The organism is Ruegeria atlantica, from assembly GCF_013032005.1.
Classification (GTDB): domain Bacteria; phylum Pseudomonadota; class Alphaproteobacteria; order Rhodobacterales; family Rhodobacteraceae; genus Ruegeria; species Ruegeria atlantica_A.
Genome location: NZ_WQBE01000004.1, coordinates 314,834 through 340,080 on the forward strand (window position 1 = coordinate 314,834; position 25,247 = coordinate 340,080).

General features: G+C 55.8%; 19 protein-coding genes and 1 tRNA gene. 7 read left to right on the forward strand and 13 right to left on the reverse strand.

The genetic code is table 11. From position 1 onward, the window contains the following. Positions 1–4: 4 nt before the first annotated feature. Positions 5–1,237, reverse strand: a complete 1,233-nt coding sequence (locus tag GOX21_RS10735; RefSeq protein ID WP_170374176.1) for an HlyD family secretion protein — start codon at positions 1,235–1,237, stop codon at positions 5–7. Positions 1,238–1,240: 3 nt separating this feature from the next. Beyond that, positions 1,241–1,645 (reverse strand): hypothetical protein, encoded by a 405-nt coding sequence (locus GOX21_RS10740; protein ID WP_367647892.1) that lies wholly within the window; start codon positions 1,643–1,645, stop codon positions 1,241–1,243. A 128-nt stretch (positions 1,646–1,773) separates the two neighbouring features. Here GOX21_RS10740 and GOX21_RS10745 point away from each other — a divergent pair, with 128 nt between their 5' ends. Continuing rightward, positions 1,774–2,847, forward strand: coding sequence for an NAD(P)/FAD-dependent oxidoreductase (locus GOX21_RS10745; RefSeq protein WP_170374173.1), 1,074 nt, complete (start codon positions 1,774–1,776; stop codon positions 2,845–2,847). After that, positions 2,844–3,497, forward strand: a complete 654-nt coding sequence (locus GOX21_RS10750; RefSeq protein WP_170374171.1) for a DUF938 domain-containing protein — start codon at positions 2,844–2,846, stop codon at positions 3,495–3,497. Before GOX21_RS10745 ends, GOX21_RS10750 begins: the two co-directional genes overlap by 4 nt. A 42-nt stretch (positions 3,498–3,539) precedes the next feature. On the opposite strand, the gene GOX21_RS10755 is transcribed toward GOX21_RS10750, so the two are convergent. The 5 genes from GOX21_RS10755 to GOX21_RS10775 form a co-directional block, all read right to left on the reverse strand. Beyond that, positions 3,540–6,047, reverse strand: a complete 2,508-nt coding sequence (locus GOX21_RS10755; protein ID WP_170374169.1) for a GcvT family protein — start codon at positions 6,045–6,047, stop codon at positions 3,540–3,542. A 136-nt stretch (positions 6,048–6,183) separates the two neighbouring features. Further along, positions 6,184–7,458, reverse strand: coding sequence for a hypothetical protein (locus tag GOX21_RS10760; protein ID WP_254428522.1), 1,275 nt, complete (start codon positions 7,456–7,458; stop codon positions 6,184–6,186). A 66-nt stretch (positions 7,459–7,524) separates the two neighbouring features. Beyond that, positions 7,525–8,946, reverse strand: a complete 1,422-nt coding sequence (locus GOX21_RS10765; RefSeq protein ID WP_170347780.1) for an FAD-binding oxidoreductase — start codon at positions 8,944–8,946, stop codon at positions 7,525–7,527. A 12-nt stretch (positions 8,947–8,958) separates the two neighbouring features. Further along, entirely contained in the window at positions 8,959–10,752 is a 1,794-nt protein-coding gene (ggt, locus tag GOX21_RS10770; RefSeq protein WP_170347779.1) for a gamma-glutamyltransferase, read from the reverse strand. A gap of 39 nt (positions 10,753–10,791) precedes the next feature. Next, complete coding sequence (locus GOX21_RS10775) at positions 10,792–11,778, reverse strand: 2-hydroxyacid dehydrogenase (protein WP_170349330.1); 987 nt, start codon at positions 11,776–11,778, stop codon at positions 10,792–10,794. 170 nt (positions 11,779–11,948) lie between these two features. On the opposite strand from GOX21_RS10775, the gene GOX21_RS10780 reads away from it, so the two are divergent. After that, the gene (locus GOX21_RS10780; protein WP_425081164.1) at positions 11,949–12,437 is read left to right on the forward strand and encodes an SH3 domain-containing protein; all 489 of its coding nucleotides are present in this window, start codon (positions 11,949–11,951) and stop codon (positions 12,435–12,437) included. 27 nt (positions 12,438–12,464) lie between these two features. On the opposite strand, the gene GOX21_RS10785 is transcribed toward GOX21_RS10780, so the two are convergent. Continuing rightward, positions 12,465–12,971, reverse strand: a complete 507-nt coding sequence (locus GOX21_RS10785; protein ID WP_170374167.1) for a ferritin — start codon at positions 12,969–12,971, stop codon at positions 12,465–12,467. A gap of 430 nt (positions 12,972–13,401) precedes the next feature. Here GOX21_RS10785 and GOX21_RS10790 point away from each other — a divergent pair. Beyond that, positions 13,402–13,476, forward strand: a tRNA-Gln gene (locus GOX21_RS10790). A 148-nt stretch (positions 13,477–13,624) separates the two neighbouring features. On the opposite strand, the gene GOX21_RS10795 is transcribed toward GOX21_RS10790, so the two are convergent. Further along, complete coding sequence (locus GOX21_RS10795) at positions 13,625–15,337, reverse strand: adenylate/guanylate cyclase domain-containing protein (RefSeq protein ID WP_170374165.1); 1,713 nt, start codon at positions 15,335–15,337, stop codon at positions 13,625–13,627. A 938-nt stretch (positions 15,338–16,275) separates the two neighbouring features. On the opposite strand from GOX21_RS10795, the gene GOX21_RS10800 reads away from it, so the two are divergent. Further along, positions 16,276–18,774: an arylsulfatase gene (locus GOX21_RS10800; RefSeq protein ID WP_170374163.1), complete on the forward strand. Its 2,499-nt coding sequence runs from the start codon at positions 16,276–16,278 to the stop codon at positions 18,772–18,774. A gap of 354 nt (positions 18,775–19,128) precedes the next feature. On the opposite strand, the gene GOX21_RS10805 is transcribed toward GOX21_RS10800, so the two are convergent. From GOX21_RS10805 to GOX21_RS10820, 4 genes are all read right to left on the reverse strand, one after another. After that, entirely contained in the window at positions 19,129–19,890 is a 762-nt protein-coding gene (locus tag GOX21_RS10805) for an integrase (protein WP_170374161.1), read from the reverse strand. Positions 19,891–19,940: 50 nt separating this feature from the next. Next, entirely contained in the window at positions 19,941–20,360 is a 420-nt protein-coding gene (locus tag GOX21_RS10810; RefSeq protein ID WP_170374159.1) for a hypothetical protein, read from the reverse strand. Positions 20,361–20,468: 108 nt separating this feature from the next. Next, a complete protein-coding gene (locus GOX21_RS10815) occupies positions 20,469–20,660 on the reverse strand; it encodes a hypothetical protein (RefSeq protein WP_170374157.1) in 192 nt (63 codons plus the stop codon). Beyond that, positions 20,653–20,826: a hypothetical protein gene (locus GOX21_RS10820; protein WP_170347773.1), complete on the reverse strand. Its 174-nt coding sequence runs from the start codon at positions 20,824–20,826 to the stop codon at positions 20,653–20,655. The genes GOX21_RS10815 and GOX21_RS10820 overlap by 8 nt, the downstream gene beginning before the upstream one ends. Before the next feature lie 257 nt (positions 20,827–21,083). Between GOX21_RS10820 and GOX21_RS10825 the strand changes: the two genes are divergently transcribed. Together GOX21_RS10825 and GOX21_RS10830 are read left to right on the forward strand one after the other, a co-directional pair. Further along, positions 21,084–22,466, forward strand: coding sequence for an amidase family protein (locus GOX21_RS10825; protein ID WP_170374155.1), 1,383 nt, complete (start codon positions 21,084–21,086; stop codon positions 22,464–22,466). 237 nt (positions 22,467–22,703) lie between these two features. Further along, positions 22,704–24,626 (forward strand): DUF3604 domain-containing protein, encoded by a 1,923-nt coding sequence (locus tag GOX21_RS10830; RefSeq protein WP_254428523.1) that lies wholly within the window; start codon positions 22,704–22,706, stop codon positions 24,624–24,626. Positions 24,627–25,247 lie beyond the last annotated feature (621 nt).

Consider the following 25,247-nt stretch of genomic DNA (forward strand, 5'->3'; position numbering starts at 1 on the left):
TGGTTTAATGACCGGTCAAAACCAACGTATTCACCGGCATCAGGATTAGACGCAGGCGCAGGCCCGCAGCGTGAACAACGCCAATCGTGTCGATCACATGCAGCGTTGCAGATTTCCAGAAACCCAAATCCTCATGCTCTAGCCGTTCGTGGTTATCGGTATAGACATTGGCCAGACAGTTGCTGCCCGGCGGGATGTCATCGGCCATGCTTTTATAAAGCGGCTCCATATACACCAGGATTGATCCGGGATTGGTATTGGCCTGCACATCCCGCAGCTCATCCGAAGGGCGAATTTGGCCCGAGGGGATAACATCCTGCACCTCAACCACGACCATCGGGATCACGGTGAACGGCTTGGTCATACAACCCAGCTCTCCAATCATTCCTGGCTTGATAACCTGAGCGGACATTTGGTTGAAAGCGGCCTGAAACCGATCATGGCCCGAGTGTGACGGCACCAAGATACCTGCCGGACGCAACAGAGGGCTGACATAGTCGCCGACCTGCAGGCCAAACTGTTCAATCCGGCCAGTGACCCCGGCGCTGATCACGGTTTTGTCCAGCTCGGTCAAGGCAGCGTCCAGCTGAGCGTTGGCGCTGGCCAGTTGAGCGGGGATCAACTCCTCGATCTGCTGCACGACTGCTGCGCGCTGTGACTCGGCGGCCCGCAATTGTGCCTCACGCTCGGCCACCAGGTTTTCCAGCCGGTCAATCTCGGCCAGACGCACGGCGCTGGACCCTTCGTCCCGCAGCGTGGTGTTGCGTTCAAGATCTTCAAGCGACTGATCCAACGCAGCGCGTGCCCCGGCGATGCCAGCCTCAGCCTCAGCCAGATCGGTCTGCGCCACCCTGAGCGATGCCTGAACCTGCGCTATATCGGCGTGCGCGGCCTCGACCATGGCTCTCTGTGTGAAATCCTCGATCCGGAAGATCGGCTGTCCAGCGGTCACCGTTTCGTTGTTGCGCACATAAACCTCGGACACACGCCCGCCCAGTTGCGGCAGGATTGTCACGGTGCGGAAATACGAGGCCGCGGTTTTGCTGGCGGGATGAAAATAAAACAGCGTAGTGATCACCGTCAGCGCCAGAATGGCGCAAGTGGTCAGACCCCAGCGCAGTTCGTACCACATGGTGAACAGCGTGATTTCATGCCCGATCCGCTTACCCTGAACGTAACGGCGAAACAGATAGTCGGGCAGCACCGTCACCAGCGCGCACATCAATGTCTCAAGCATATTCTAATGCTCCTGCTGCGCGGTGGGTTCGGTGGGTTGGGCCGGTGCGGGGCCTTCGGGGTGTTGATTGCCCAAAGATCGGATTGCATCCGCAATGGCTCTGAGTGGAGCGGCCACATCGGGGAACTGGAACCCAGCCACCAGAATGGCGGCGACCCAGAACAACCCGTTATGGGTGAACAGCGCCAGCAAGGCCAGTATCCCGACCAACTGGAACTGAGGGTGGTTGGATTCGTGCGCTATCTTTTCGGGGATCGAATGCAGGGTGAAATATCCAACCCCGATCAGAACAATCACCAAAACGGTAAACACAAACATGAACGTTAAAAGAAAATCACTGCCGTCCGCCTGGGTCACGTAGGACGGAATATGCCCCGTGGCCATCGGGTGTAGATCTGCGGTACTCACCCTGCCCTCCTGTTATTGCTTGTTACTTCTTTGGATGGGTTGATGCGCAAATTCAAGCCTGCTTAGAGTTCCAGACAGGTTAGGACGATCGGTTTCGCCATAATGGGTACGCGGTGAAAAGGGGACATATGATTGATTTTCTTGTCATAGGCGGCGGTATCGCCGGTCTGAGCGCCGGGGCACGCCTGTCATATCACGGTCGGGTAACAGTACTCGAGGCTGAGGATGCGTTGGGCTATCACGCGTCTGGCCGGTCCGCCGCGTTGTTCGAGGAAAACTATGGTCCGCCCTCCGTCGTTGCGCTGAACAGGGCCAGTGCCGCGTTTATGCGAGCTGAAAACGGCGGGTATCTGACGCCCCGCGATCTGATGTTGGTTGGTCGAAAGGATCAGGCCGATGTCTTTGAACGGGACGTCCATGATCTGAATATGCAGTTGATCCCAACGGCGCAGGCGCTGGCACGTGTGCCAATCCTGAACCCAGACACTCTTGGGTTCGCAGCGCTTAGCATTGGGGCATTTGATATCGACACGGACCGGTTGCTGCAGGATTTCGCCCGCACCATTCGCGGCAATGACGGTGACGTGGTGACCAAGGCCAGGGTCACCGCCATTTGCAAGGATGGGCGCTGGGTCGTCGAGGCTGGGGAAGTCTTTGAAGCCCGCATCCTGATCAATGCTGCCGGCCCTTGGGTTGACGAGATCGCCGTGATGGCGGGGATTGCACCGATCGGAATAATTCCGAAACGCAGGTCGATGGCGCGGCTGCCTGCCCCCGGCGGGCATGACCTGAGCGGCTGGCCGATGATGTTGGGCGCGGGTGAGACATGGTATGCCAAGCCAGATGCGGGCAAGCTGCTGGTCTCCCCGTGCGAGGCCGACCCCGTACCACCGCAGGATGCCTACGCCGATGACATGGTGTTGGCTGAGGGGCTGGCCCGGTACGAAGAGATGGTGACCGAACCCGTCACCCGGGTTGAGGCAAACTGGGCCGGGCTACGCAGCTTCGCGCCGGATGGAACTTTGGTATTGGGGCCCGATCCGTCTGATCCGTCCTTTGTCTGGTCTGCGGGTCAGGGTGGCTATGGGTTCCAGACCTCTCCGGCGGCTTCGCAACTGGTTGCTGATCTGACGACCGGCGCGACATCTGAACTGGACCCTGAAACCATAGCGGCCCTCAGCCCGAAAAGGTTGCGTCGATGAGCAAAAGAACCCTCCCCTCCAACGCCAGCGTTGCCACCGAAGGTCAGGACGGGCGGCTTGTCGCCCCTGCCGCGACCCGCAATGCCGAAGCTTTGTGTGACCTACTGGCTCAATGGACCCCCAAGGCAGGCCGGGCGCTGGAAATTGCCAGCGGCACCGGCCAGCATGTCAGCGCATTCGCCCAGTGCCTGCCAAACCTCATCTGGCAACCGACCGAAGTCGAGGTCGAGCGGATAACCAGCATCAAAGCCTATGCCGCCGATCTGCCCAACGTTGTGGACGCAGTGGCTTTGGACGCCACAGCGCAAGGTTGGCACACCGAGTTCGCCGGTCAGGACCTGATCGTCCTGATCAATCTGGTGCATCTGATCAGCTGGCCGGAAACACAAATGCTGGTGACCGAAACCGCGCAGGCGTTGGCCCCCAAGGGGAGGTTTATCCTGTACGGACCATTCAAACGTTCGGGGCAATTGACCAGCGATGGCGACCAACGCTTTCATGATGCGCTTGTCCAGCAGGATGCTGAGATCGGGTATAAGGATGACGATGACATTGCAGCGCTGATGCGCGACCAGAACCTAACCATTGTCGAAATCGTTGAGATGCCTGCAAACAACCTGGCCTTTATTGCAGAAAAGCCCGGCCAATAGTAAAACAGGCGGCACCTTCGCGCCGCCTGTTCTCTGTCCGAATTAACCGTCCTTGCGGATGGTTTCGTTTTTCGGGTCGTAGGGGCTGTCGCAGGTCACGACCGCATCCCAAAGCTTGTCCTGAATTTTAACCTTCAGCTTGGTGCCTTCGACTGCCATTTCAGGTTTCACGTAGCCCATACCGATGGACTTTTCGAACGCCACCGAGTAGCCGCCCGAAGTCAGACGGCCCACACGCTCGCCTTCTGGCGTATACAGCGCCTCGCGGCCCCACGGGTCGGCATCGTCCGGTCCGTCGATCAACAAAGTGCAGCACTTCACACGCACGCCGGTTTCTTCCAGCTTGGCCTTGCCGTGGAAGTCCTTTGACAGGTCGACAAAACGCGGCAGGTCAGCTTCCAGCGGGGTCGCGTCGCGGCCCAGTTCGGTTCCAAAGGCGCGATAGGATTTCTCCTGACGCAACCAGTTCTGGGCGCGCGCGCCAACCAGCTTCATACCGTGCTTCTCACCCGCTTTTTCCAGCAAGTCGAACAGGTAGTTCTGCATCTCGATCGGGTGGTGCAGTTCCCAGCCCAGTTCACCGGTATAGGCCACGCGGATCGCGTTGACCGGGCACATGCCCAGTTCGATCTGACGGGCCGACAGCCACGGGAAACGCTTGTTGGACAGCGCGGTTTCCGGATCGGCGTCCTTGATGAGCTCTTTCAGAACGTCACGCGACTTGGGTCCGGCGATGGCGAAGACGCCCCACTGGGTGGTTACGTCCTGGATTTCGATGTAGCCGAACTCTTCCATCTTGTCCTCAGCCGCCTTACGCAGATAGTCGGCGTCATATTCGGTCCAAGCGCCGGCTGAGACGATGTAATAGTTATTCTCGCCATTGCGGACGATGGTGTATTCGGTTCGGGTGGTGCCATGCGAGGTCAGCGCGTAGGTCAGGTTGATACGACCAACTTTGGGCAGCTTGTTGCAGGTGAACCAGTCCAGAAACTGGGTGGCACCGGGGCCTTTGACGACATGCTTGGTAAACGCGGATGCATCGACCAGACCCACGCCTTCACGGATCGCTTTGGCCTCTTCGACGGCGTATTGCCACCAGCCACCACGACGGAACGAACGGCTTTCCTTATCAAAGTTATCTGGTGCATCGGTGGGACCGAAGTAGTTCGGACGTTCCCATCCGTTAACCCAACCGAACTGCGCGCCGCGTGCTTTCTGACGGTCGTAGGCCGGAACAGTCCGCAGCGGACGGCAGGCTTCACGCTCTTCATCCGGGTGGTGCAGGATGTAGACGTGCTCATAGCATTCTTCGTTCTTGCGGGCCGCGAACTCGGTGGTCATCCAGTTACTGCTGTAGCGTTTGGGGTCCAGCGAGGCCATGTCGATCTCGGCTTCGCCATCCACCATCATCTGTGCCAGATAGTAGCCGGTGCCGCCTGCAGCCGTGATGCCAAAGCTGAAGCCCTCAGCCAGCCACATGTTGCGTAGGCCCGGAGCCGGACCAACCAGCGGGTTGCCGTCGGGGGTATAGCAGATCGGGCCGTTGAAATCGTCTTTCAGACCAGACTCGGCACAGGATGGCACACGCTCGGCCATTGCCATGTACTGATCAGCAATCCGGTCCAGATCCAGCGGGAACAGGTCCGCGCGGAAGCTGTCCGGCACGCCGTGTTCGAACTGCGCAGGCGCGCCGTGTTCGTAGATACCCAGAATCCAGCCGCCACGTTCCTCGCGGGCGTAAGATTCGTTGTCAGCATCGCGGACAACAGGGTGTTCGGGGTTGCCAGCTTCGCGCCATTTGACCAGCTCGGGGTCTTTGTCCATGACGATAAAGGTGTGCTCGACCGGGATCGCAGGCATTTTGATGCCCAGCATCTTGGCCGTGCGCTGCGCGTGGTTTCCGGAAGCGGTGACGACATGCTCGGCAGTGATAACAACCTGCTCATCCGAAGGAATGAGGTTGCCGCCCTTCTCGACCATCTTAGTGCAGGTGACTTCCCAGTGGGTACCGTTCCAGTGGAACGCATCGGCTTGCATCTTGCGGACGATATCGACGCCGCGTTGACGCGCGCCTTTGGCCATCGCCTGCGTCACGTCGGCAGGGTTAATGTAGCCGTCTTCAGTGTGGTAAATCGCACCTTTCAGGTCCGACGTCTCGATCAGCGGCCAGCGTTCCTTGATCTGGTCCGGGGTCAGCCATTCATATGCAACGTCGCAGGTCTCGGCGGTGGACGCATACAGCATGTATTCGTCCATACGTTCTTGCGTTTGGGCCATGCGCAGGTTGCCGACCACAGCAAACCCTGCGTTCAGACCGGTTTCTTCCTCAAGCGTCTTGTAGAAGTCGACCGAGTACTTGTGGATGTGAGTTGTCGCGTAGGACATGTTGAACAACGGCAGCAGGCCAGCGGCGTGCCAGGTCGAGCCGGACGTCAGCTCATCCCGTTCAATCAACATCACATCATCCCAACCCGCTTTGGCCAGATGATAGGCAATCGAGGTCCCAACGGCGCCGCCGCCAACAACCAATGCTTTGACTTGGGTTTTCATAACCGGGCGTCTCCCCTTGAATTCAGTTGACACCATATGGCGCATTTGAAGCACCCGGCGCGACATTCATCCGACCAGTGAGAGAAAAAAAACGACCCGCTACCGTAAACAGACTGCGGAATCATCGTGATTGGCGTTATTGCCCCGAGGCTGAACACCGCTTGATGCTGCCAACCTGCGCGCAGGACGTCCCCAGCCCGCCCTTATGCACGCGCACTGGTTGCGAGTTTTTTTTCGGGGCCGATTTCACTGCCGTATCCTTGTACTTGGGCGCTGCAAAGGCTGGCAGCTTGTTTTTCAGCCTGTTGAAAAACCCCGATCCTTCGGCCTGGTCCTCTTCTGCCAAAGCCGCCTGGCGCTGATCAGAGTCCAACAGCAGTTTTTGGGCCCGACCATACCCGATTTGCAGGATGTCCTGATTTTCGAATACCTCACCCCCGGTAATATCCATGATGCCATCGCTGTTGAAATCCGACGCCGTCAACGAATTGACCATCATCGCCGTGACATCCAGATTCTTGAGCTTTTCATCGGTGGTCTTTTCCTGAACCAACTGCATTTCCTTATACAGCTGATCCATCTTTTCGGCGACCTCTGGCTGGCGGTCTTGCTGGACCGAAACACCCTGCCCCACCACAAGCGACGGATAAGTCAGTAAAGTGTTAAGGGCGGCATAATCGACGGCCTCCAAAAGCTCTAGAATCGTGGCGTCATCGGCATTAGTGCCCATCCGGATCACAACCTCTTCGTCAATCCCGATCCGCCCGATGATCCTGCGATAATCCACCGCTTCAGTGGGATTGGTCAGGTCCTGAGTGATTTCCATGAATGCGACACCGTCAATCACCGCAAAACCCTGTTTGATCGCGGTATGCGACATGAAATTTTGCTGCCGCGAAAGGGCCATGCCCGCCAGCGAGTTACGCGCCGATTTTGGTTTGAGGCTGATGTCGAACCAGACGACCTCATCACCTTTGGCATATACCAGCCCGGTTTCGCTCAGCTTGCGCGCGATCCCTTTCTTGCCGCCTTTCACCAGACGCATCAGTTCAGCCGTACCAGATACCGAACTGATCAGGGGAATCGGAGCATAATTCGAAAGCACCGTATCGACGGGCGCGCTGTCCATCTGGGTCAGCTCAAATTGTGCCCATCCGGCGCTGGCTGCTGGCAGATAAGACTTGGCCCCGGCTTTCCAGCGTTTTTTCCGGTTACGTTCGACGGCTTTGGCCTCACGCTCTTCCTGTTGTTGCGTAAAACGTTGCTTGATCGATTCGACATAAACACTGACGGACAAAGTACCTTCGTGCTTTTTGCCCTGTTGGTAATAATCAAGGCCCGCAATAGTCGATATTACGACCACCATAAAACCAAAAATCCGCAAAATGCCCATCTGAGATTCCAAAATCAATCGCTGCTCATTTTTGCGAAAGATAGAATGGAATTTGGGCAGCCTTGTGGCTTTCAGCCCGAAATTTTAACGATGGTCGAAATCCGCATTCGACAGGATTTTCCCCGGGTTCATGATGTTGTCCGGGTCGAGTGCTTTTTTGATTGCATCCATATAGCTGACCGCCGCGCCCAGTTCCTTGATCAGATAGGGTCGCTTGCCCTGCCCGATTCCATGCTCACCGGTACACGTGCCCTCCATCGAGATGGCCAGATCGTTCAGCCAACCGACAAACCCATCCGCCCGCGCCACCTCATCGGCGTTGTCCATGTCGATCAACAGCAGAGTGTGAAAATTCCCGTCCCCCACATGCCCCACGATCGGTGCCATCAGGTCCAGTTCCTTGGCCTTGTCCCGGGTCGTGGTGACGCATTCCGCCAGGCGCGAGATCGGAACGCAGACATCGGTGGAAATCCCCCGCGCACCGGGGCGCAATTGCAGACTGGCCCAGTACATATCATGCCGGGCCTGCCACAGCTTGTTGCGCTCTTCCGTTGTTGAGGTGGCGGCGAAATCCATAACACCGAACTCGTCGGCGATCTGACCAAAGGTTTCGGCCTGCTCCACCGCGCCGGATTCCGATCCGTGGAATTCCAACAGCAGCAAAGGCGTTTCCGGCAGGTTAAGCCCAGAATAGGCGTTGGCTGCCTTGACTGACAGTTCGTCCAACAGCTCGATCCGGGCCACGGGCACGCCGTATTGGATCGTCATCATCACCGCCTGACAGGCCGCATCAACTGTTGGAAAGGAGCACCGGGCCGAGGTGATCGCCTCGGGGATGCCCTGCAGGCGCAGGGTGAGTTCGGTGATTATGCCCAGCGTGCCCTCGGCCCCAATCAGCAAGCGGGTCAGGTCATACCCGGCCGAGGATTTCCGCGCCCTGTGGCCGGTGCGGATGATCTGACCATCAGGCATGACCGCTTCAAGGCTTAGGATATTGTCCTTCATCGTGCCATAGCGCACCGCGTTGGTGCCCGAGGCCCGCGTTGCCGCCATCCCGCCCAGCGATGCATTGGCACCGGGGTCAATGGGAAAGAACAGGCCCTGATCGCGCAGATGGGTATTCAGGTCTTCTCGCGTCACCCCTGGTTGCACGACGCAATCCAGATCACCTGCATGCACGGCCAACACCTGATCCATCTGGCCCAGGTCGACCGAGATTCCACCCGCCGGGGCGTTCACATGCCCTTCCAGCGATGTGCCGGTGCCAAAGGCGATCACCGGCACCTTGTGCTGGGCACAGGTTTTGACAATCTCGGATACTTCCGCGGTCGAACGGGGGAAAACCACCGCGTCCGGAACCTGATTGTTGATCCAGGTCGTCGTGTGGCCATGCTGTTCTCGGACCGTCTCGCCAGTTTGCAGGCGATCACCAAACCTCTGCTTTAGAATACTGACAGCCGTTTCAATCCCGGCCTCGTTTCGCGGCAACGCTGCTGCCTGCACCATGTAATCTTCCTTTTATTCGCCCAGCGCAATGCCTTCGCGGCGCGGATCGGCACCGCCGGTCAGGACCTCTCCGATTTCGATCGCATGCAGGCCCGACGTCAGATCGCGCGGGTTCACCTCGAACCCCAATTCGATCAGCTGGTCCGAGAACCCTTCGGCCGCGGTGCCCAGCTCTACATCATAGGTGCCAAAGCGATTAACCAGATGCGGCAGTGACAACGCCTGTTGCACATCCATATCCCAATCAGCCCAGGCGATAATCGACTTGGCGACATAGCCAATGATACGGCTTCCACCCGGTGATCCGATGGCCAATACCGGTTTGCCATCTTGCATGACTATCGTCGGGCTCATCGAAGAACGAGGCCGCTTGCCGGGCTCTAACCGGTTAGCAATCGGAACACCATCGCTGTGGGTTTTGAACGAGAAATCGGTCAACTCGTTATTCAGCAGGAACCCGTTGGTCATCAACCGTGAGCCGAACCCGTTTTCAATCGTCGTGGTCATCGACAGCACATTGCCATATTGGTCGACAATCGAGATATGCGAGGTCGAGGGCAACTCGAGCGAAACATCATCCGCCCAGTTCGACGCGTGATCGAACTCTGGATTGCCCGGGGTCGCTTCGATCAACGCGCCCTCGCCGCCCAGCAGTTGCCCGCGTTCAGACAGATAGGAGGGATCGACCAGACCCTGCGTGGGCATCGGTACATAGTCGTGATCGGCCATGTAACGGCCGCGATCCGCAAAGGCCAAACGCGACGCATCGCCGATCAACCGCCAAGCATTCGCATCCTCGGGGCCCATCGCGGTCAGATCATACCCGTCTAGCATGCCAAGGATCTGACCGACCGTCAGCGCCCCGGATGAGGGCGGCCCCATGCCGCAAACCTCATAAACACGATAGGCAGCGCAGACCGGTTCGCGTTCAATCACCTGATACAGCGCCAGATCTACGCCGGACAGAACTCCGGGATTTCCGGGCGCTCCGCGCACCGTGCTGACGATGCCGGCGGCGATTTCACCGCCGTAGAACCCGGCCGACCCTTCACTGGCCAAAACACGCAACGTGTTCGCATAGTCCGGGTTCATCAGGCGCTGACCTTGCTGCAAAGGCGTACCACCGGGCAGGAAGTATTCAGCCGTCACAGGAAAACGCGATAACCTCTCAGCATCTGCCTCGACCAAAGTTGCCAATCGCGGAGATACAAGGAACCCTTCATCCGCCAGCGTGATGCCATCCTGAAACAGGCTAGGCCACGGGCTGCGACCCCAACGCCGGTGCGCCTCTTCCAGCAACGCTGGCGTACCGGGCGTACCGACTGACAGCCCCCCCACCACGGCATCGTAGAATTGCAAGGGCTCACCATTCTCATCGTGGAATAGGCGGTGGTTCGCTTCCAGCGGAGCCGTCTCGCGCCCATCCAGCGTGGTCAACTTGCCAGTTGCCGCGTCGTACCAAACCAGAAACGCGCCGCCGCCAAGGCCCGAGGATTGAGGCTCGACCAACCCCAGCACGACCTGCACCGCGACCATGGCATCCGCCGCAGACCCTCCGGCCCGCAGAACCTTGGCTCCGGCCTCAACGGCCAACGGGTTCGCCGCAGCAACCATCCAGTTCTGCGAAGTCACGGGCTGACCGGCCAACTTCGCCTCAAGCGAGGCAATCACTTCGTCGGTCAGGCCCTGAACCTGCCCGTCCGAGGCACCCTCGGGTGCTACCGCATCCGCTGTTTCCTGCGCAAAGGACGCCCCGCCAATGGTCAACGCCGTCACAAACAATCCTGAAATCAGATTTCGTCGCATCGTATCCTCCTGAAAAATTGTTCCTTCGGCGCGGCTGCGTCACAACATGGATGGCACAACCTGATCCGGCGGGCGATGCCCGTCTTCGAAGGTCTTGATATTAATAATAACTTTTTCACCCATCTCGATCCGCCCTTCCAACGTGGCCGATCCCATATGAGGCAGCAAAACAACATTGGGCAATTGCCGCAAACGCGGGTTTACCTGGGTGCCATGTTCGTAAACATCCAACCCTGCGCCTGCAATATCACCCGATCGGATCAGACGCGTCAGCGCATTCTCGTCAATCACTTCACCCCGAGAGGTGTTGATGACAACCGCCGAGGGCTTCAGCAACTTTAACCGACGCGCGTTCATCAGATGAAAGGTCGACGGGGTCGACGGGCAATGAATTGAAAGAACATCCATCCGAGCGACCATCTGGTCTAGGCTTTCCCAATAGGTGGCTTCCAACTCGTCTTCGACCTCAGGGCGTAGGCGACGACGATTGTGGTAATGCACCTGCATTCCAAAGACACGGGCACGGCGGGCCACGGCCTGGCCGATCCGACCCATGCCCAGAATGCCAAGGCGTCGACCACCGATCCGCCCACCCAACAGCGCGGTCGGCGCCCAGCCGGTCCAATCTCCCCGTTGCATCACACCGACCCCCTCGGGAAAACGCCGTGTGACCGCTAGGATCAATGCCATGGTCATATCGGCCGTATCGTCTGTCAGCACACCGGGGGTGTTGGAAACAAGAATGCCCCTCTGTCGTGCCGTCGACACATCAATATTGTCGACACCGGCCCCGTAATTGGCGATCAAGCGCAGGTTTTCGCCCGCCTGCCCCAGCAAACCGCCATCAATTGTGTCGGTCACCGTTGGAACAAGGACATCTGCACTCTGAACTGCTGCGACCAGCTCTTCGCGCGACATGGGGGTGTCATCCTCGCGCAGCTGGACGTCGAACAACTCGCTCAGTCTGGTTTCCACTGCCTCGGGCAACCGTCGCGTTACAACAACACTCAGACGTTCTCTTGGCACTTTCGCCCTCCCATCGCTTTGCAAACCTTCGCGCGCCATGGCATCGTGGCGCAGGATAAGGCGGGGCACAAGAACCCCAACGCATTGAGACGACCTTTTTTCGGAACCAAATCAACAGGCACAAGAGCAGGCAGTCAGTGAGTGGTTTTCTATCGGTAAAACGCCGCCTTCTGGTGGTTTTGTCCGTATTTCTGTTTGTGCTGGGCACTTTGGCTGCCAGCGCACAGGATGCCCGCGGCCCTGTGACCAACCTGCCATTGCCAAGATATGTTTCGATGAAGGCCGCCGAGGGCAATGTTCGGCGTGGTCCTTCGTTAACACATCGAATCGACTGGGTGTTCAAACGGCGCGGCATGCCGCTGCAAATCACGGCTGAATACGGCAATTGGCGCAAGGTTCAGGACCGTGACGGTGCCGGCGGATGGGTTCACTATGCCCTACTGTCCGGCGTGCGGACCGTATTGATCGAATCCGAAATGCTGCCTGTCTATGCCAGCCCCGACCCAAATGCGCAGATCAGTGCCCAATTCGAATCCGGGGTGGTGGCGCGCCTAGGTAGTTGCAGCCTGGACTGGTGCCAAATCTCTGCTGGCGGTTACCGCGGCTGGGCCCGGAAATCGAGCCTATGGGGAGTCGACCCCTCTGAAATCCGCGAGTAACGGGGGCGACCGCAGCCGTCCCGTCGCCTATTCCGTAGCCTGGGTGGGTCGCGTGCCCATATCCTTGTCCAACAGCAACAGGTTCCACCGATCGCCATTGGCCGCCTTGGTCTTGTCCAGAATCTTGCCAAACAAGTCTTCTTCTTCGTTCTGTTCGGACAAAAACCAGTTCAGCATGTTTTGCGTGCTGTATTCCTTGACCCCGTGCGCCAGTTCAAACAGCGCATTGATCTGACCTGTGACCTTTTCTTCATTGGCAAGCGCATATTCCAGTGCCTCGACTGGCGAGTCATAGTCCATCTTGGGTGTGTCGATACCCTCCAGCTCGATTCTCCCGCCGCGCTGCGCCAAAAAATCGAAGATACGCATGGCATGTGTTTGTTCTTCATCCGAGTGGCCGCGGAACCACTGCGCGAATCCTGGCAGGTCCTGCGATTCAAAATATGCGGCCATGGCAAGGTAGATATAGGATGCCTGAAGCTCACTGTTGATCTGACGGTTCAGTGCTTCTGCGACATTCGGGTTCAGCTTCATCTTCGTCTCCTGTAACGCGGGGTACCAGTGCATTTGCATTGCTACGTATTTTCTAGAAATCCTGCAACCTGATTGGTTGTTTTTATAATTTAATTTCAATATTTTAGACGCCATTTTCTGCGAATGAAAGGCGTTTGCAATTCCGGGGTGAATTTCCGGGTCAATGTGTTTCCCAGCTTCAAAATGCTGCTCAGAGCGTGGGTGAAAGACCCGCCGCCCCTCGGACAGAAAGGCCGTGTTCGACGGTTTCTGACCTTTCCCATTGGCTTTGTGACCAATAAATTCTTTTCCAGATAGGCAATCCATGACCGGAAATTTCACCAATTTGGATCGTCGGGAGCGTGGCAAAAAAATTTTGCTCCAAGTCAGTTTTTTTCACTCGAAAGCCCTTGAACCCACCAACCAACAATCGTAGACAGCGCCTCACCGATGGGGTGTAGCCAAGTGGTAAGGCAGCGGTTTTTGGTACCGTGTATCGTAGGTTCGAATCCTACCACCCCAGCCAGTTCATCGGAACATGGAACAGCGACAGGCACTTGGGGCTAAACCCTCCGAGAAATGCCCCCGTTTGTGCCCCAGTGGTTTCGGGTGCTCTGACGTCCTCTGACCTCGCCAATTAAAGTTCAAGCGTTCATCACAACGCGACTGGTTACTTATTGTGGTAAACCTGCTTTTAACCAACCCTCACGCCAATTGTTTGCACAAGATGGAACAGTGAATATTGGTAATTGAGTCTGCACTGAGGTTACGGTCAGCCCTGGGCGCAACGCCTGAAGATCCGCAACCGCTTCGCGAGCCGCATCATCATCGGTGAGGTGTCCTAGAGCAGCAATCAGCATGAGATGACTCATTACGAAGTTTGAACGCACAGATAAGGCATCTCGGCAAGCCTTAACCGATTCCTCGTAGCGCCCAAGATGAAAGAGTGCGCTTGCCTGAGCAATGTAAGCAGCATGGCGCAACGGATCGTGCGGGCTCAGGTCGACAGACTGAATCGCGTGACTTAGTGCCTCCTCCGGCCGATCAAGAAGAAAAAGGTTGATGGATGCCAGCATGTGAACTGTTGCTGCGTTTGGGTTTTGCTCGAGAGCTTGTTTGAAAGCAACGCGCGCGCGTGGCAAGTCCCGCGCCAGCATTGAGATTGAATGCGCAGCATACGCCAGCGCGATCCCGTCTGCACGTTCACTCAGCAGTACCCGCTCGGCTGCCTTTACGGCCTCTTTCGGCCCTTCGCCAATAGGCTCAAGCCCTTGAACCATTCGTTGAATATGCAACCAAGCCAACAAACCTGATGCGGACGCATAGTCTGGGTCACGATCCAATGCGAGGGTCGTCAAACGTATGGCCTCTCGGTTGTCTTCATCCGTTAAAAGATGGAAATGCGACTGCGCTCGAAGGTAAAGTTCGTAAGCTTCCAAATTATCAGTAGGTTTTGCACGCGCACGGTTGGTTTCCGCGTGCCTTAGAGATGGCTCAATCGCCGTTACGACCTCCAGCGTGACTTTGTCTTGAAGGTCGAAAATATCATCAAGCACGCCGTCGAAGCGATCTGCCCAGAGATGGCTGCCGTTTTGCGCATCAATCAACTGCCCCGTAATGCGGACGCGTTGACCAGCTCGTCTGACTGAACCCTCGAGAACATAGCGCACTCCCAGTATGCGACCGACTTCGCGTATATCCGTGTTTTTGCCTTTGAAAGTGAAGGACGAATTTCGGGCCACAACCATCAGCCAGCGGAAACGAGACAATTCTGTGATGATGTCTTCGGTGATGCCGTCCGCAAAGAATTCCTGTTCGGGATCACCAGACATATTGTCGAATGGAAGCACTGCAATCCCAGGTCTGACATCTGTCGTTGGTGACAGATTGGCTGAAGTGCCCTTGGGCCAGCACCAAACACCGATGCGGCGCGTGATGTTTTTGAGTTCTGTCTGCTCGCCGCCGTCGAATTTGGACGCGTCGCCTCGGTCAAGACTGTTGTGAGACGTGTCCGATATCAAAACCTGACCCGGCTCGGCCATAGCTTCGAGACGAGCAGCGACATTTATTCCATCACCAAAAATGTCATCACCTTCGGTGACAACCTCGCCGGTATGGATGCCAATTCGAAGCTTGATATTGTCTGGTTTCTGCGCCGACTGTATTGCAATGGCGCAATCTGCAGCGTCTGATGTGGACTTAAACTCGGCGATCCAACCATCGCCCAAGCTTTTGATCATTGTCCCGCCATGGGCTTTCAGCATCAATTGGAGCGTATCTTCACGGAATGATCTGAGCGCACTAATCGTACCTTCACGGTCATGATCCATCAGTGCTGAGTAGCCGACAATGTCCGCCGCAAGCACTGTGGTAAGACGTCTGTCCATTCGTTCCCCCGTTTTAAGGAACTTAACGCGACACTCAACATCTGTCAGCCCGACAAGGTCGCCTTTGGGGTCAGCGTTCGAAATCTTGAGGTGCTCCCAAACCCCGTTCCACGCTGATGCTCGCCCCAGATGCGGTCGATCAAGGCGGCGACCTCTAGGTGATCCGACTAACGGTAATCGTCGATCGGTCGCGAGTGCCATGGTTCCTCTATCTCCCCCATAACCTCCTCTTCCCTCTTTGTATTATGGATCAGGAACGAGGATACTCGGTTCTCTCTATCCTCCGGTTTCTATTCATTACTTATACCTATTCCCCACCCCCATAGAACTCCTGCTAGAGGTTAGGAAAGATGAGAGGTCAGAGGGTATCAGTACACCCGAAACCACTGGGGCATAAACGGGGACATTTCTCGACGAGTTCAGCTCCAACTGCCTGTCGTCGTTCCATGTTCTGAAGAGCTGGCTGGGGTGGTAGGAATCCTTGCCAACCGATGAAACCTAAGAGCTTTTCCAACCGGTGGCCGAAACTGGGGCGGTTCCGGGGGCATTTCGGGAGGGAACACGGGACATGCCTGACTGCTAGAGAAGTCGTTAACCCGTGCTGACAAGTGCTGACGAGACCGCTAGATAACCGTTCACTGGCGCTGACTGGACCGCTGACGACTGGTTCCGGGTGCTGACGGGTGGTCGCTGGTGCTAGCTGGTTGGGGCTGTTGAGTGGCGGAGCGCTCGTTCAATCCAAGTGCTGCGAACGACTGGTCTGAGCCCATAGCGGTCGCAAAAAAATTTCCGTGCCAAGGAAATCTAGTGCTACACATAGAACATTCTTGAATATGAATATCACTACGGGATTTGGTCTAGCGCGGCACTAAAACCCGAAACCGACGGAAATAAGGTTGACCGCAATCCCGTGTGTCAATGTGGAGGGAGGGTTAGAAATGCCTGCAACCAATAGATTGAAGCTAACTGTAGCAGTATTGGTCTCATTCGTTTCCACTACCGAAATGGCGCTATCCCAATCGCAAGTGGGCTCTCCAGACGGAACCACCACAATTGATGGCAGGCAATTGCCTCCGGAACCTCCGGTGTTTGGGGGAAAAATTGAGGAGCAAGCGACCAATTCAACCCCTTGGTGGCCGCCGCGTGTCGTGCCACCTGAGAACGCGCCAAATATCCTCCTCATCATGTTGGATGATGCTGGGTATGGTATTCCTAGTACTTTTGGCGGCGTCATCCCGACTGATACGATGGATGAATTGGCAAAAGAGGGTTTGAGTTTTACGAATATCTATTCGACCGCACTTTGTTCACCGACCAGGGCAGCCTTGATGACAGGCCGCAATCATCACTCGGTCGGGTTCGGAGTGATTTCGGAATCTTCGACCGGGTATCCCGGCTACAACAGTATTATTCCAGACAACAAAGCCACTATCGGGAGGATACTTTCAGACAATGGCTACGCCACTTCATGGTTTGGAAAAAATCATAACACCCCAGCATTCGCGGCGAGCCAGGCTGGTCCATTTGACAAATGGCCGACTGGTTTAGGTTTCGAATACTTTTATGGGTTTGTTGGTGGAGACGCGAACCAATGGCAGCCGAACTTATATCGAAACACCACCCCGATTTACCCGTTTGATGGTGATCCTGAGTGGAACCTGATTACCGGAATGGCCGACGATGCGATTGACCACATTTCGCGGTTGCACCAAATCGAGCCAAGTAAACCTTTCTTTGTCAAATATGTGCCCGGTGCAACGCATGCGCCGCACCACCCGACCAAAGAGTGGGTCGAGAAGATCGAGGCGATGAACCTGTTTGATGGCGGGTACGAAGCACTTAGGCAGACAATTTTTGAGAACCAGAAAAAGTTGGGGCTTGTCCCGCAAGATGCAACACTGTCGCCTTGGCCCGCAGACAAAATCAAGCCGTGGGATCAATTGACGGACGACGAGAAAAAACTCTTCGTTCGACAGGTAGAGGTTTTCGCCGCCTATGCGGCCTATACCGACCATGAGATAGGTCGCGTCATCGACGCAATTGAGGACCTCGGTAAACGTGACAACACGCTGATCTTCTACATCAACGGTGACAATGGCACCTCGGCTGAGGGCGGGCCGATGGGGACACCGAACGAGGTGGCTTGGTTCAACGGTATCGCAGAGATGCCCGCAAAAACGCAGTTGCAATGGTACGATGTTTGGGGAACCGAAGAGACTTACAACCACATGTCGGCAGGATGGTCCTGGGCTTTTGATACTCCGTTCGATTACTTCAAGCAGAATGCAAACAGGCTTGGCGGCATCCGACAGAACATGGTGGTGTCATGGCCTGACGGAATCGCAGACAAAGGCGGTCAGCGAGATCAGTTCATGCATGTAATCGACGTCGTGCCGACGATCCTAGAAGTCACCGGAATTGATGCACCGTTGGAAGTCGACGGGATTGTTCAATCTCCAATTGAAGGCACCAGCTTTGCATATACTTTCGATGAGAAAAACAAGGATGCACCGAGCCGTCACCGAACTCAGTACTTTGAAATGATGGGACAATGGGCTTTGTATCACGAAGGTTGGTTACTGAGCACCAAAGTAAACCGGATGCCATGGGAAACGCCGAAGACGCCCAACCCTGACCCTTTGAACAATCAAGTGCTCGAGCTTTACGATCTAACCACGGATATGAATCAAAGAAATGATCTGGCGGCGCAGCACCCAGAGAAGATCGAAGAACTGAAGGCTATATTTATAGAAGAAGCAAATAAGTATCAGGTCTTCCCGATGGATGCCTCGGTCACGTCCAGAATTTCATTGCCTCGGCCAAGCATTGCAGCGGGACGAAACGAGTTCGTTTATGTCCGGCCAATGACTGGGGTTCCTCAGGGAGATTCCCCAAGTATTCTTAACAGCTCGTACACCATTACAGCAGAGATAGATGTGCCCGAAGGCGGTGCTGAAGGCATGATTTTGACATCAGGCGGCCGCTTTGCCGGTTATGGTTTCTACCTACTTGATGGCAAGCCAGTCTTTCTCTGGAATATGTTGAATCTCGAACGGATCAAATGGGAAGGCAAAGAAGCCTTGGCACCCGGAAAGCACACTCTGGAGTTTGACTTCAAATATGACGGCCTCGGACCAGAAACCCTCGCATATGGAAGCACCAGTGGTTTAGGTCAGGGTGGCACCGGGACGCTGAAAGTCGATGGCGAAGTCGTAGCAACCCAAAAGATGAAGAACACTATTCCCACCACCCTTCAGTGGGACGAGGCGTTTGACATAGGTTCTGATACATTGACTGGCGTTAACGACGACGACTACCAACCACCGTTCCCACTAACCGCGAAACTGGAAAAGCTAACGATAAAAATCGACCGGCCCCAGTTGAGTCAAGCCGACATTCAAAAGCTCGAAGACGCGATGCAAAGAGCAAGTGACTAGTTGGCTCACAGGGTTGAGAGGTTGCCTACTTGCTTGAGTCGGGCAGTGGAAAACCGGATGATATATTTGTCCGCTTCGTCCGCAGAACGGTCATTCAGCCAACCCTCAACCAACGCCCGCTTCTGAAAAAGAAAACAAAGTGAGCTTCCCCGGCAACCCGCTAAGGGCCGCCGAGGGTTAGTTGTCAGGGTGGTCTTCGGTGGACGATATAGTCAGCCAGCCACTGCCAGTAGGCTTCCGCATCCCGGAATCCTTGAGCCCGAGCCGCCAGATTTTCCGCTGCCTTACGGGTGCAACCGCCATCGTATTCGGCAATTGCTGCTCGTTCCTCGAACGCGTCAATGTCCGGGAAGGTCATGTCGGGAGTTGGATCTGATCGACGATCGACCGACGCTGCTCATCACTGATGCCAGCCGAGTAGATGCCATAGGTGATCCCGTTCTCTGACCGTGCCGATTGGTGGCCGACCAGAGATGCCGTGAAATGCTCAGGAACACTTGTTCGCTCGCACTGGGTGATGAACCACTTGCGGGTCGAGTGAAACACCAGTCCCGGTCGATCCAGATCCAGCCGTCGTCTCAGTCTCGCGAATCCCTTGGTGATGTGCGCCACGGTCAGGTCAGGAAACAGAGGGCCGGATGAAGGCAGTTGACGGAACGTCTCATCCAGCTCCGGATGGACCGGAACCAGTCGCTCCGCCGCGTCGGTCTTCATCAGTCGTAGTTGGTTAGGTTGGACATGAACGAAGCAACCGAGATTGCCCTTGGTCACTAGGTCTTCCCGAAGCAACCCCACCGCTTCCCCCGCTCGCATTCCTGTCAACAGACAGGTCAGCAGGACCGGATGCAGGCCTCGGTCCCTGGCTCCCCGCAACCGCGACACTTCATCGTCAGTCGGAACTGCATAGGGTTGAGGACGTATCTTCCGGGCGAACAGAACGGTTCGGAAGGGGTTAACTTCCAGATGCCCCTCATAAACAACCCAGTCGAGGAAGTGATTGACCTGCGACCAGATACGCCGCTGGGTTCTGGCCGTTATGGTCACCGACCCACGAGACGAGTACGCGACCAGTTGGTCCAGGGTCAGCCCACAGGTTCCTTCCGACTTGCCGATCATCGGAGACAGTTGGGCTATTGCGGACAGGAAGTCCCGCCCGTCATCCCGTGTCAGACTGCAAACAGACTGGCCACCAAAGCGACTAGTGAATACCCGACAGAGTATCGGACCGATTTGAACCCGCTGGGTCGTAGTTCGTTACTGCGCTTGTTCAGATAGGCCCGGCTCAGGTCACGAACCGGCACTTTCACCGGCGCTGATGGCCTGATGAGCTTAGACCGCTCGAGATTGCATCCAGAGTCCTCCAAAGTGGCCCGGAGACGGACGAGAGACGACTCCGGTTGATCGACCCAATCAGGAACGCCAGCGGTGTTCTCCGGTGCAGAGAGGACGTCTTCTGCCTGCGACCCAACCTGTTCCACCAGCGTCTCGAACCGCGCATTGACTTCCGCGGCTCGGACACGGGCGGTGTTACGATCTCCGGTCTTGAGGCTCTGCTTCAACGCCTGAGCGCCCAGCGCGAGAGCCACGTCAACTGGTTAGTTGCGTCTATACAGCCACGAATGGCCCTTCAGATCGGCATAGCGAATATGAGCAGACATAGGTCTCCTCCTTTCAGATTTAGGATTGGGATGGGTTCAGGTGTCTGAGACGATCCGCAGGATAATCTCTAGGGTCGGCTCGCCGTAAGAACCAGCCAGTGGGCCGGTGACAGCAAAGCCGGTCACGCAGTCTTCAAACACCTCATCCACGCGGAACAGATGTTCAGGAACGTCATCGAAGGCCCGGACGACCACGACGTCGCCGGGGTTTAGCTCCAGTTCAGTCATCGTCGCCTCCATGTCTCCACGTCCAGAGAACCGCCAGCAGAACCAGCGCCGAGACAGCGGGATGAGACCGAGCAACCACCCAGAGCATCGTCGTCAGGACAGCCTTGGGCGGTGGGTGCAAAAGAAAACCCCCGACGAGAACGCCGAGGGCAGACAGGTACTTCATGGATCAAACTCCTGCAGTTGCTTCTTTATTTAGATGCAGGAAGTTGCTCGGTTTTTAGGGGAGCGGATATTCAAGAATTCTGGACGAGTTTCCGTCAGGCGAACGAAGTTGCCGTTTGCAGCATTCGCAAAAACCTAGCCCATTCTATGAAGCATCTACGCGTTTGAGTGAATTCCCGTCGAACAGTTTGGTGCTGACCGGAGAATCGACGAATAGAAACTTCAGACGCATTCATAACTTTGGTACGTATTCAGCAGATGTCCGGCTCTATTGTTGAAAAAGCAAATCAGGTTCGCAGCGGATCGCTCTCGGCGGTTTCGCTCGTCGAGCAGGCGTTTGATGAGATGGCTTCCAACAGTGAAATCAACGCTTTCATTTCATATGACCGGGACAAGGCCTTGGCAGACGCGAGGCGGGTGGATCTGTTGATTGGCTCTGGCGGCAACACCGGGCGATTGGCGGGTATACCGCTCGCTATCAAGGACAATATCGATGTTGAAGGGTATCGGACCACAGCAGGCACCCCGAGTATCAATTATGTTGCCTCGAAGTCGGCCCCGATTGTCTCCCGCCTGACATCCGAGGGTGCAATTGTTATTGGCAAAGCGAACATGCACGAACTTGCCTTTGGGGTGACGTCTAACAACGCAGCGTTTGGTGCCGTTCGAAACCCCGCCGATCTTACCCGCATCCCGGGCGGGTCATCAGGTGGAACCGCTGCAGCGATTGCGTCCGGGATCGTTTTGGGTGGGCTCGGAACCGATACCGCGGGTTCGATCAGGGTTCCCGCCGCACTGACAGGCGTGGCTGGGTTTCGACCCTCGACGTCGCTGATAGATATGAACGGCATTGTCCCTTCTGTCCCGACGTTTGACGTTGCAGGCCCCATGGCGACAACCGTTGGAGACGTTGCGTATCTGTTTTCAATTATGACTCATCAAACAATGCCTGAACCTCGTGACCTGCGAGGTCTGCGCCTGGGTTTAGTAAAAGACTACATGGTGAACCTTTCGCCCCATGTGTCTCGCGCTGTCAGCGATGCTTTCGCAAAACTCGAACAGGCTGGCGTTACCCTGATCGAAGTCGAAATATCGCCGATAAGCGCGGCATCTTTCGAAGTGGGGTTCTCCGCTGGTTTTTACGAAATGAAAAATGCAATGGCTGCTTGTCTGGCGCAAAAGCAACCAAACACAACATTGCAGGACATGGTCGACAAGATCGCTAGCAAGGACGTCAAGATCACGTATGTCAATTCGGTCTTGGGTGACGACGCGCCATCAGAGACTACTTATCGTGAGGCAATCGCCAGGATTGATGGGATCAGACAGATTTATCTAAGGCTGTTTGAGGAATTTGGACTCGATGCCCTGATCTTTCCGACTGCACCACTTGAAGCCCCCCCAATTGAGGGATCTGATGCGGCCGTTTTCCTGAACGGTGAATATGTGCCTATATTGCCTGTTTTCATGCGAAACGTTGCTGCAACCGGGGTCTATGGTGCTCCGGGAATATCAATCCCCCTGAGTGCATCAGAAAGGGATCATCTACCTGTGGGGTTGGAACTTGACGGGCGCCCGGAGGCTGACCTCGATCTGCTTAGTATTGCGAAAGCGGTTGAAGCTGCTCTGTTGAGTGCCTAAGATTTTGGAGAACAGAAAACGTGTTCGTAACCTTGTACCCACCCACTTAACATCCTTGATGATCTGTTATTCGCTCCTCAGCAAAGACGCAAAAGGGCTCACACCGGTCAACCGACGCTTTCTATCGGGCTTGTGGTCTGTCCCGACATGACCAGCGCCGGCTGTGCGGACTTAGCAAACCTTCAAACTCAGTCGAAATAACTTCCCGAGCAGAGTTATGCTATGGTGCCTTCAATTATGGAGGAAAAATTGTTTCGCTATGTTTTGCCGGCAGCTCTCATTCTGGGGAGCCCAGTCCTAGCTCAGGATGCAATAAATCCGTCAGGCCTTTCAGGCCCTTCCGGTCGACCTTATTCACCTTACGCCGAACGTGCGTATCCAACTCAAGTCTATTTTGGTGACACTCACGTTCACACTGGTCTTTCCGGGGATGCTGGTGGGGGCGGTACGCGCCTCATGCCTCATGATGCCTATCGGTTTGCGCATGGCGAAGAAGTTGTGTCGAACACGGGGCAACCTGTAAAGTTGTCGAGGCCTCTCGATTTCTTCATAATTACAGATCATTCGGATGCTATGGGTGCGATTACCGATATCATCGGAGGTGCTCCCAATATCTTGGCAGATGAGCAAGGCAGATATTTCCATGAAGAATTCAATAAGGGCGGAGAAGCCGCTCTAGCGGCTGCGCTTGAGCTTACAGCCGCGTTTGCGCAAGGACAGGTTTCCCCTGCGCTGAACTATCAACCAGGCAACCCTGCGTATGCCCGTGTTTGGGACGAAATTATCGATGCCGCGGAAGAGTACAATGATCCGGGCGTGTTCAGCACCTTTATTGCCTATGAATGGACATCTCTCGTCGCAGGGAACAATTTGCACCGAAATGTGATCTTTCGCGATGGCCCTGAGCTCACAAGACAGATACTGCCTTATACAACAACGCCACCTGTGGGCTCACCTAACCCTCGTGATCTTTGGAAGTGGTTGGAGAACTATGAACAAACGACAGGCGGGCGTGTTCTTGCTATTCCACATAATGGGAACTTGTCTAACGGCTGGATGTTCCCGTTAGTCGATGACTTCGCGGATGGTGTGCCGTTAGACCCCGCATACGCAGAAGCGCGAAACAAATGGGAAAGACTATACGAACCAACGCAGATTAAGGGAGATGGTGAGGCCCACCCGTTCCTATCACCTGACGATGAATTTGCTGACTTCGAAACATGGGATTACGGCAATCTGGATGCTTCGGTTCCGAAAGAGCCAGAAATGTTGCCCGGTGAATACGCTCGATCCGGGTTACTTCGAGGCTTATCTTTGGAAAAGGCTTTGGGAGTAAACCCTTTCAAGTTTGGCCTGGGTGGGGCTAGTGACACACACACAGGTTTAACGGCTCCAGATAACGACAATTTCTTCGGGAAGTTTACCGGTTACGAGCCCAGCGAAGAGCGCAGCCAACATGTCAGTAAGACCTATGCTGACGGGACTGTTGCGCTGCTTTCGTCGCAATACATTACTGGTGGTTTGACAGCTGTGTGGGCGCAGGAGAATTCCCGAGAAGCCATTTGGGATGCGATGCATCGGCGTGAAACCTACGCAACTACAGGACCTCGAATGCGCGTCCGTATGTTCGGAGGATTTTCTTTTGCCGAAGAAGATGCCCTACGGCGCGACTTGGCGCTTGTGGGATACAGCAAAGGGGTGCCGATGGGTGGTGATCTTTACCCCGGTGAAGGCGCACCTTCCTTTCTAGTATATGCGCTTCGTGATCCGATGGGAGCAAACCTGGATCGAATCCAGATCATAAAGGGCTGGTTAGATGCAGATGGAGAGCAACGGGAAAAAGTCTACGACGTGGCCTGGTCTGGTTCCCGCGAACCAGATGCCGCTGGCAAGTTGCCGTCGGTAGGCACCACAGTGGACCTTTCTATCCCCTCGTGGACCAACAAAATTGGAGCCTCTGAGCTGGGAACCGTGTGGGAAGACCCGGATTTCGATCCCTCGGAAAGCGCATTTTATTATGCCCGGGTTATGGAAATTCCGACCCCTCGCTGGACGGCGTATGATGCAGTGAAGTTCGGAATAGACATGCCGGATGGCGTCCAATTAACAACACAGGAACGGGCCTACACTTCGCCGATTTGGTACTCGCCACAACAATAGTTCGATTTACGATGTCGGTCGGATATGGGCTCGTTGCGGACGTTGACAGCAATCCGCTCGAACGATCGCCCCAGCGCCACCAAAGCCCACCCAACCGCCAGCACCAGCGACTACCCGTCAGCACCCGGAAACAGTCGTCAGCGGTCCAGTCAGCGCCAGTGAACGGTCGATCTAGCGGTCTCGTCAGCACTTGTCGGCACGGGTTAACGACCTCTCTAGCGGTCAGGCATGCCCCGTGTTCCCTCCCGAAATGCCCCGGAACCGCCCCAGTTTCGGCCGCCGGTTGGAAAAGCTCTTAGGTTTCATCGGACGGCAAAGATTCCTACCACCCCAGCCACATGCTTCCAAAAATCCAAGAAAATAAGAGCTTTACAGAGTCCCTGAAAAACGATGTGTCACAGCCATCCGAAACTGTGACACATAGTGTAACACATGCCGATGCGCGCTATGCCCGCAAGCGCGCCGACTCGTCCCACCGAAAACCCAAGCTCTGCGCCGGCCCCTACCTTATGAGAAGGGGCCGGTTTTTCTATTTCCGCAAGCGCCTACGCAGAAGCTTATCAAACCCTCAAACAAACTCATTTCTCTGTTTTTCGTTGCGAACCGATCTCCCGCGCGACG

Excerpts from the sequence above, each read along its gene's own strand:
- ggt (WP_170347779.1), bottom strand. The coding sequence starts at position 10,752 with ATGCGACGAAATCTGATTTCAGGATTGTTTGTGACGGCGTTGACCATT.
- GOX21_RS10745 (WP_170374173.1), top strand. The coding sequence starts at position 1,774 with ATGATTGATTTTCTTGTCATAGGCGGCGGTATCGCCGGTCTGAGCGCC.
- GOX21_RS10735 (WP_170374176.1), bottom strand. The coding sequence starts at position 1,237 with ATGCTTGAGACATTGATGTGCGCGCTGGTGACGGTGCTGCCCGACTAT.
- GOX21_RS10755 (WP_170374169.1), bottom strand. The coding sequence starts at position 6,047 with ATGAAAACCCAAGTCAAAGCATTGGTTGTTGGCGGCGGCGCCGTTGGG.
- GOX21_RS10750 (WP_170374171.1), top strand. The coding sequence starts at position 2,844 with ATGAGCAAAAGAACCCTCCCCTCCAACGCCAGCGTTGCCACCGAAGGT.
- GOX21_RS10825 (WP_170374155.1), top strand. The coding sequence starts at position 21,084 with ATGTCCGGCTCTATTGTTGAAAAAGCAAATCAGGTTCGCAGCGGATCG.
- GOX21_RS10820 (WP_170347773.1), bottom strand. The coding sequence starts at position 20,826 with ATGAAGTACCTGTCTGCCCTCGGCGTTCTCGTCGGGGGTTTTCTTTTG.
- GOX21_RS10765 (WP_170347780.1), bottom strand. The coding sequence starts at position 8,946 with ATGGTGCAGGCAGCAGCGTTGCCGCGAAACGAGGCCGGGATTGAAACG.
- GOX21_RS10800 (WP_170374163.1), top strand. The coding sequence starts at position 16,276 with ATGCCTGCAACCAATAGATTGAAGCTAACTGTAGCAGTATTGGTCTCA.
- GOX21_RS10805 (WP_170374161.1), bottom strand. The coding sequence starts at position 19,890 with ATGATCGGCAAGTCGGAAGGAACCTGTGGGCTGACCCTGGACCAACTG.
- GOX21_RS10785 (WP_170374167.1), bottom strand. The coding sequence starts at position 12,971 with ATGAAGCTGAACCCGAATGTCGCAGAAGCACTGAACCGTCAGATCAAC.
- GOX21_RS10795 (WP_170374165.1), bottom strand. The coding sequence starts at position 15,337 with ATGGACAGACGTCTTACCACAGTGCTTGCGGCGGACATTGTCGGCTAC.
- GOX21_RS10830 (WP_254428523.1), top strand. The coding sequence starts at position 22,704 with ATGGAGGAAAAATTGTTTCGCTATGTTTTGCCGGCAGCTCTCATTCTG.
- GOX21_RS10815 (WP_170374157.1), bottom strand. The coding sequence starts at position 20,660 with ATGACTGAACTGGAGCTAAACCCCGGCGACGTCGTGGTCGTCCGGGCC.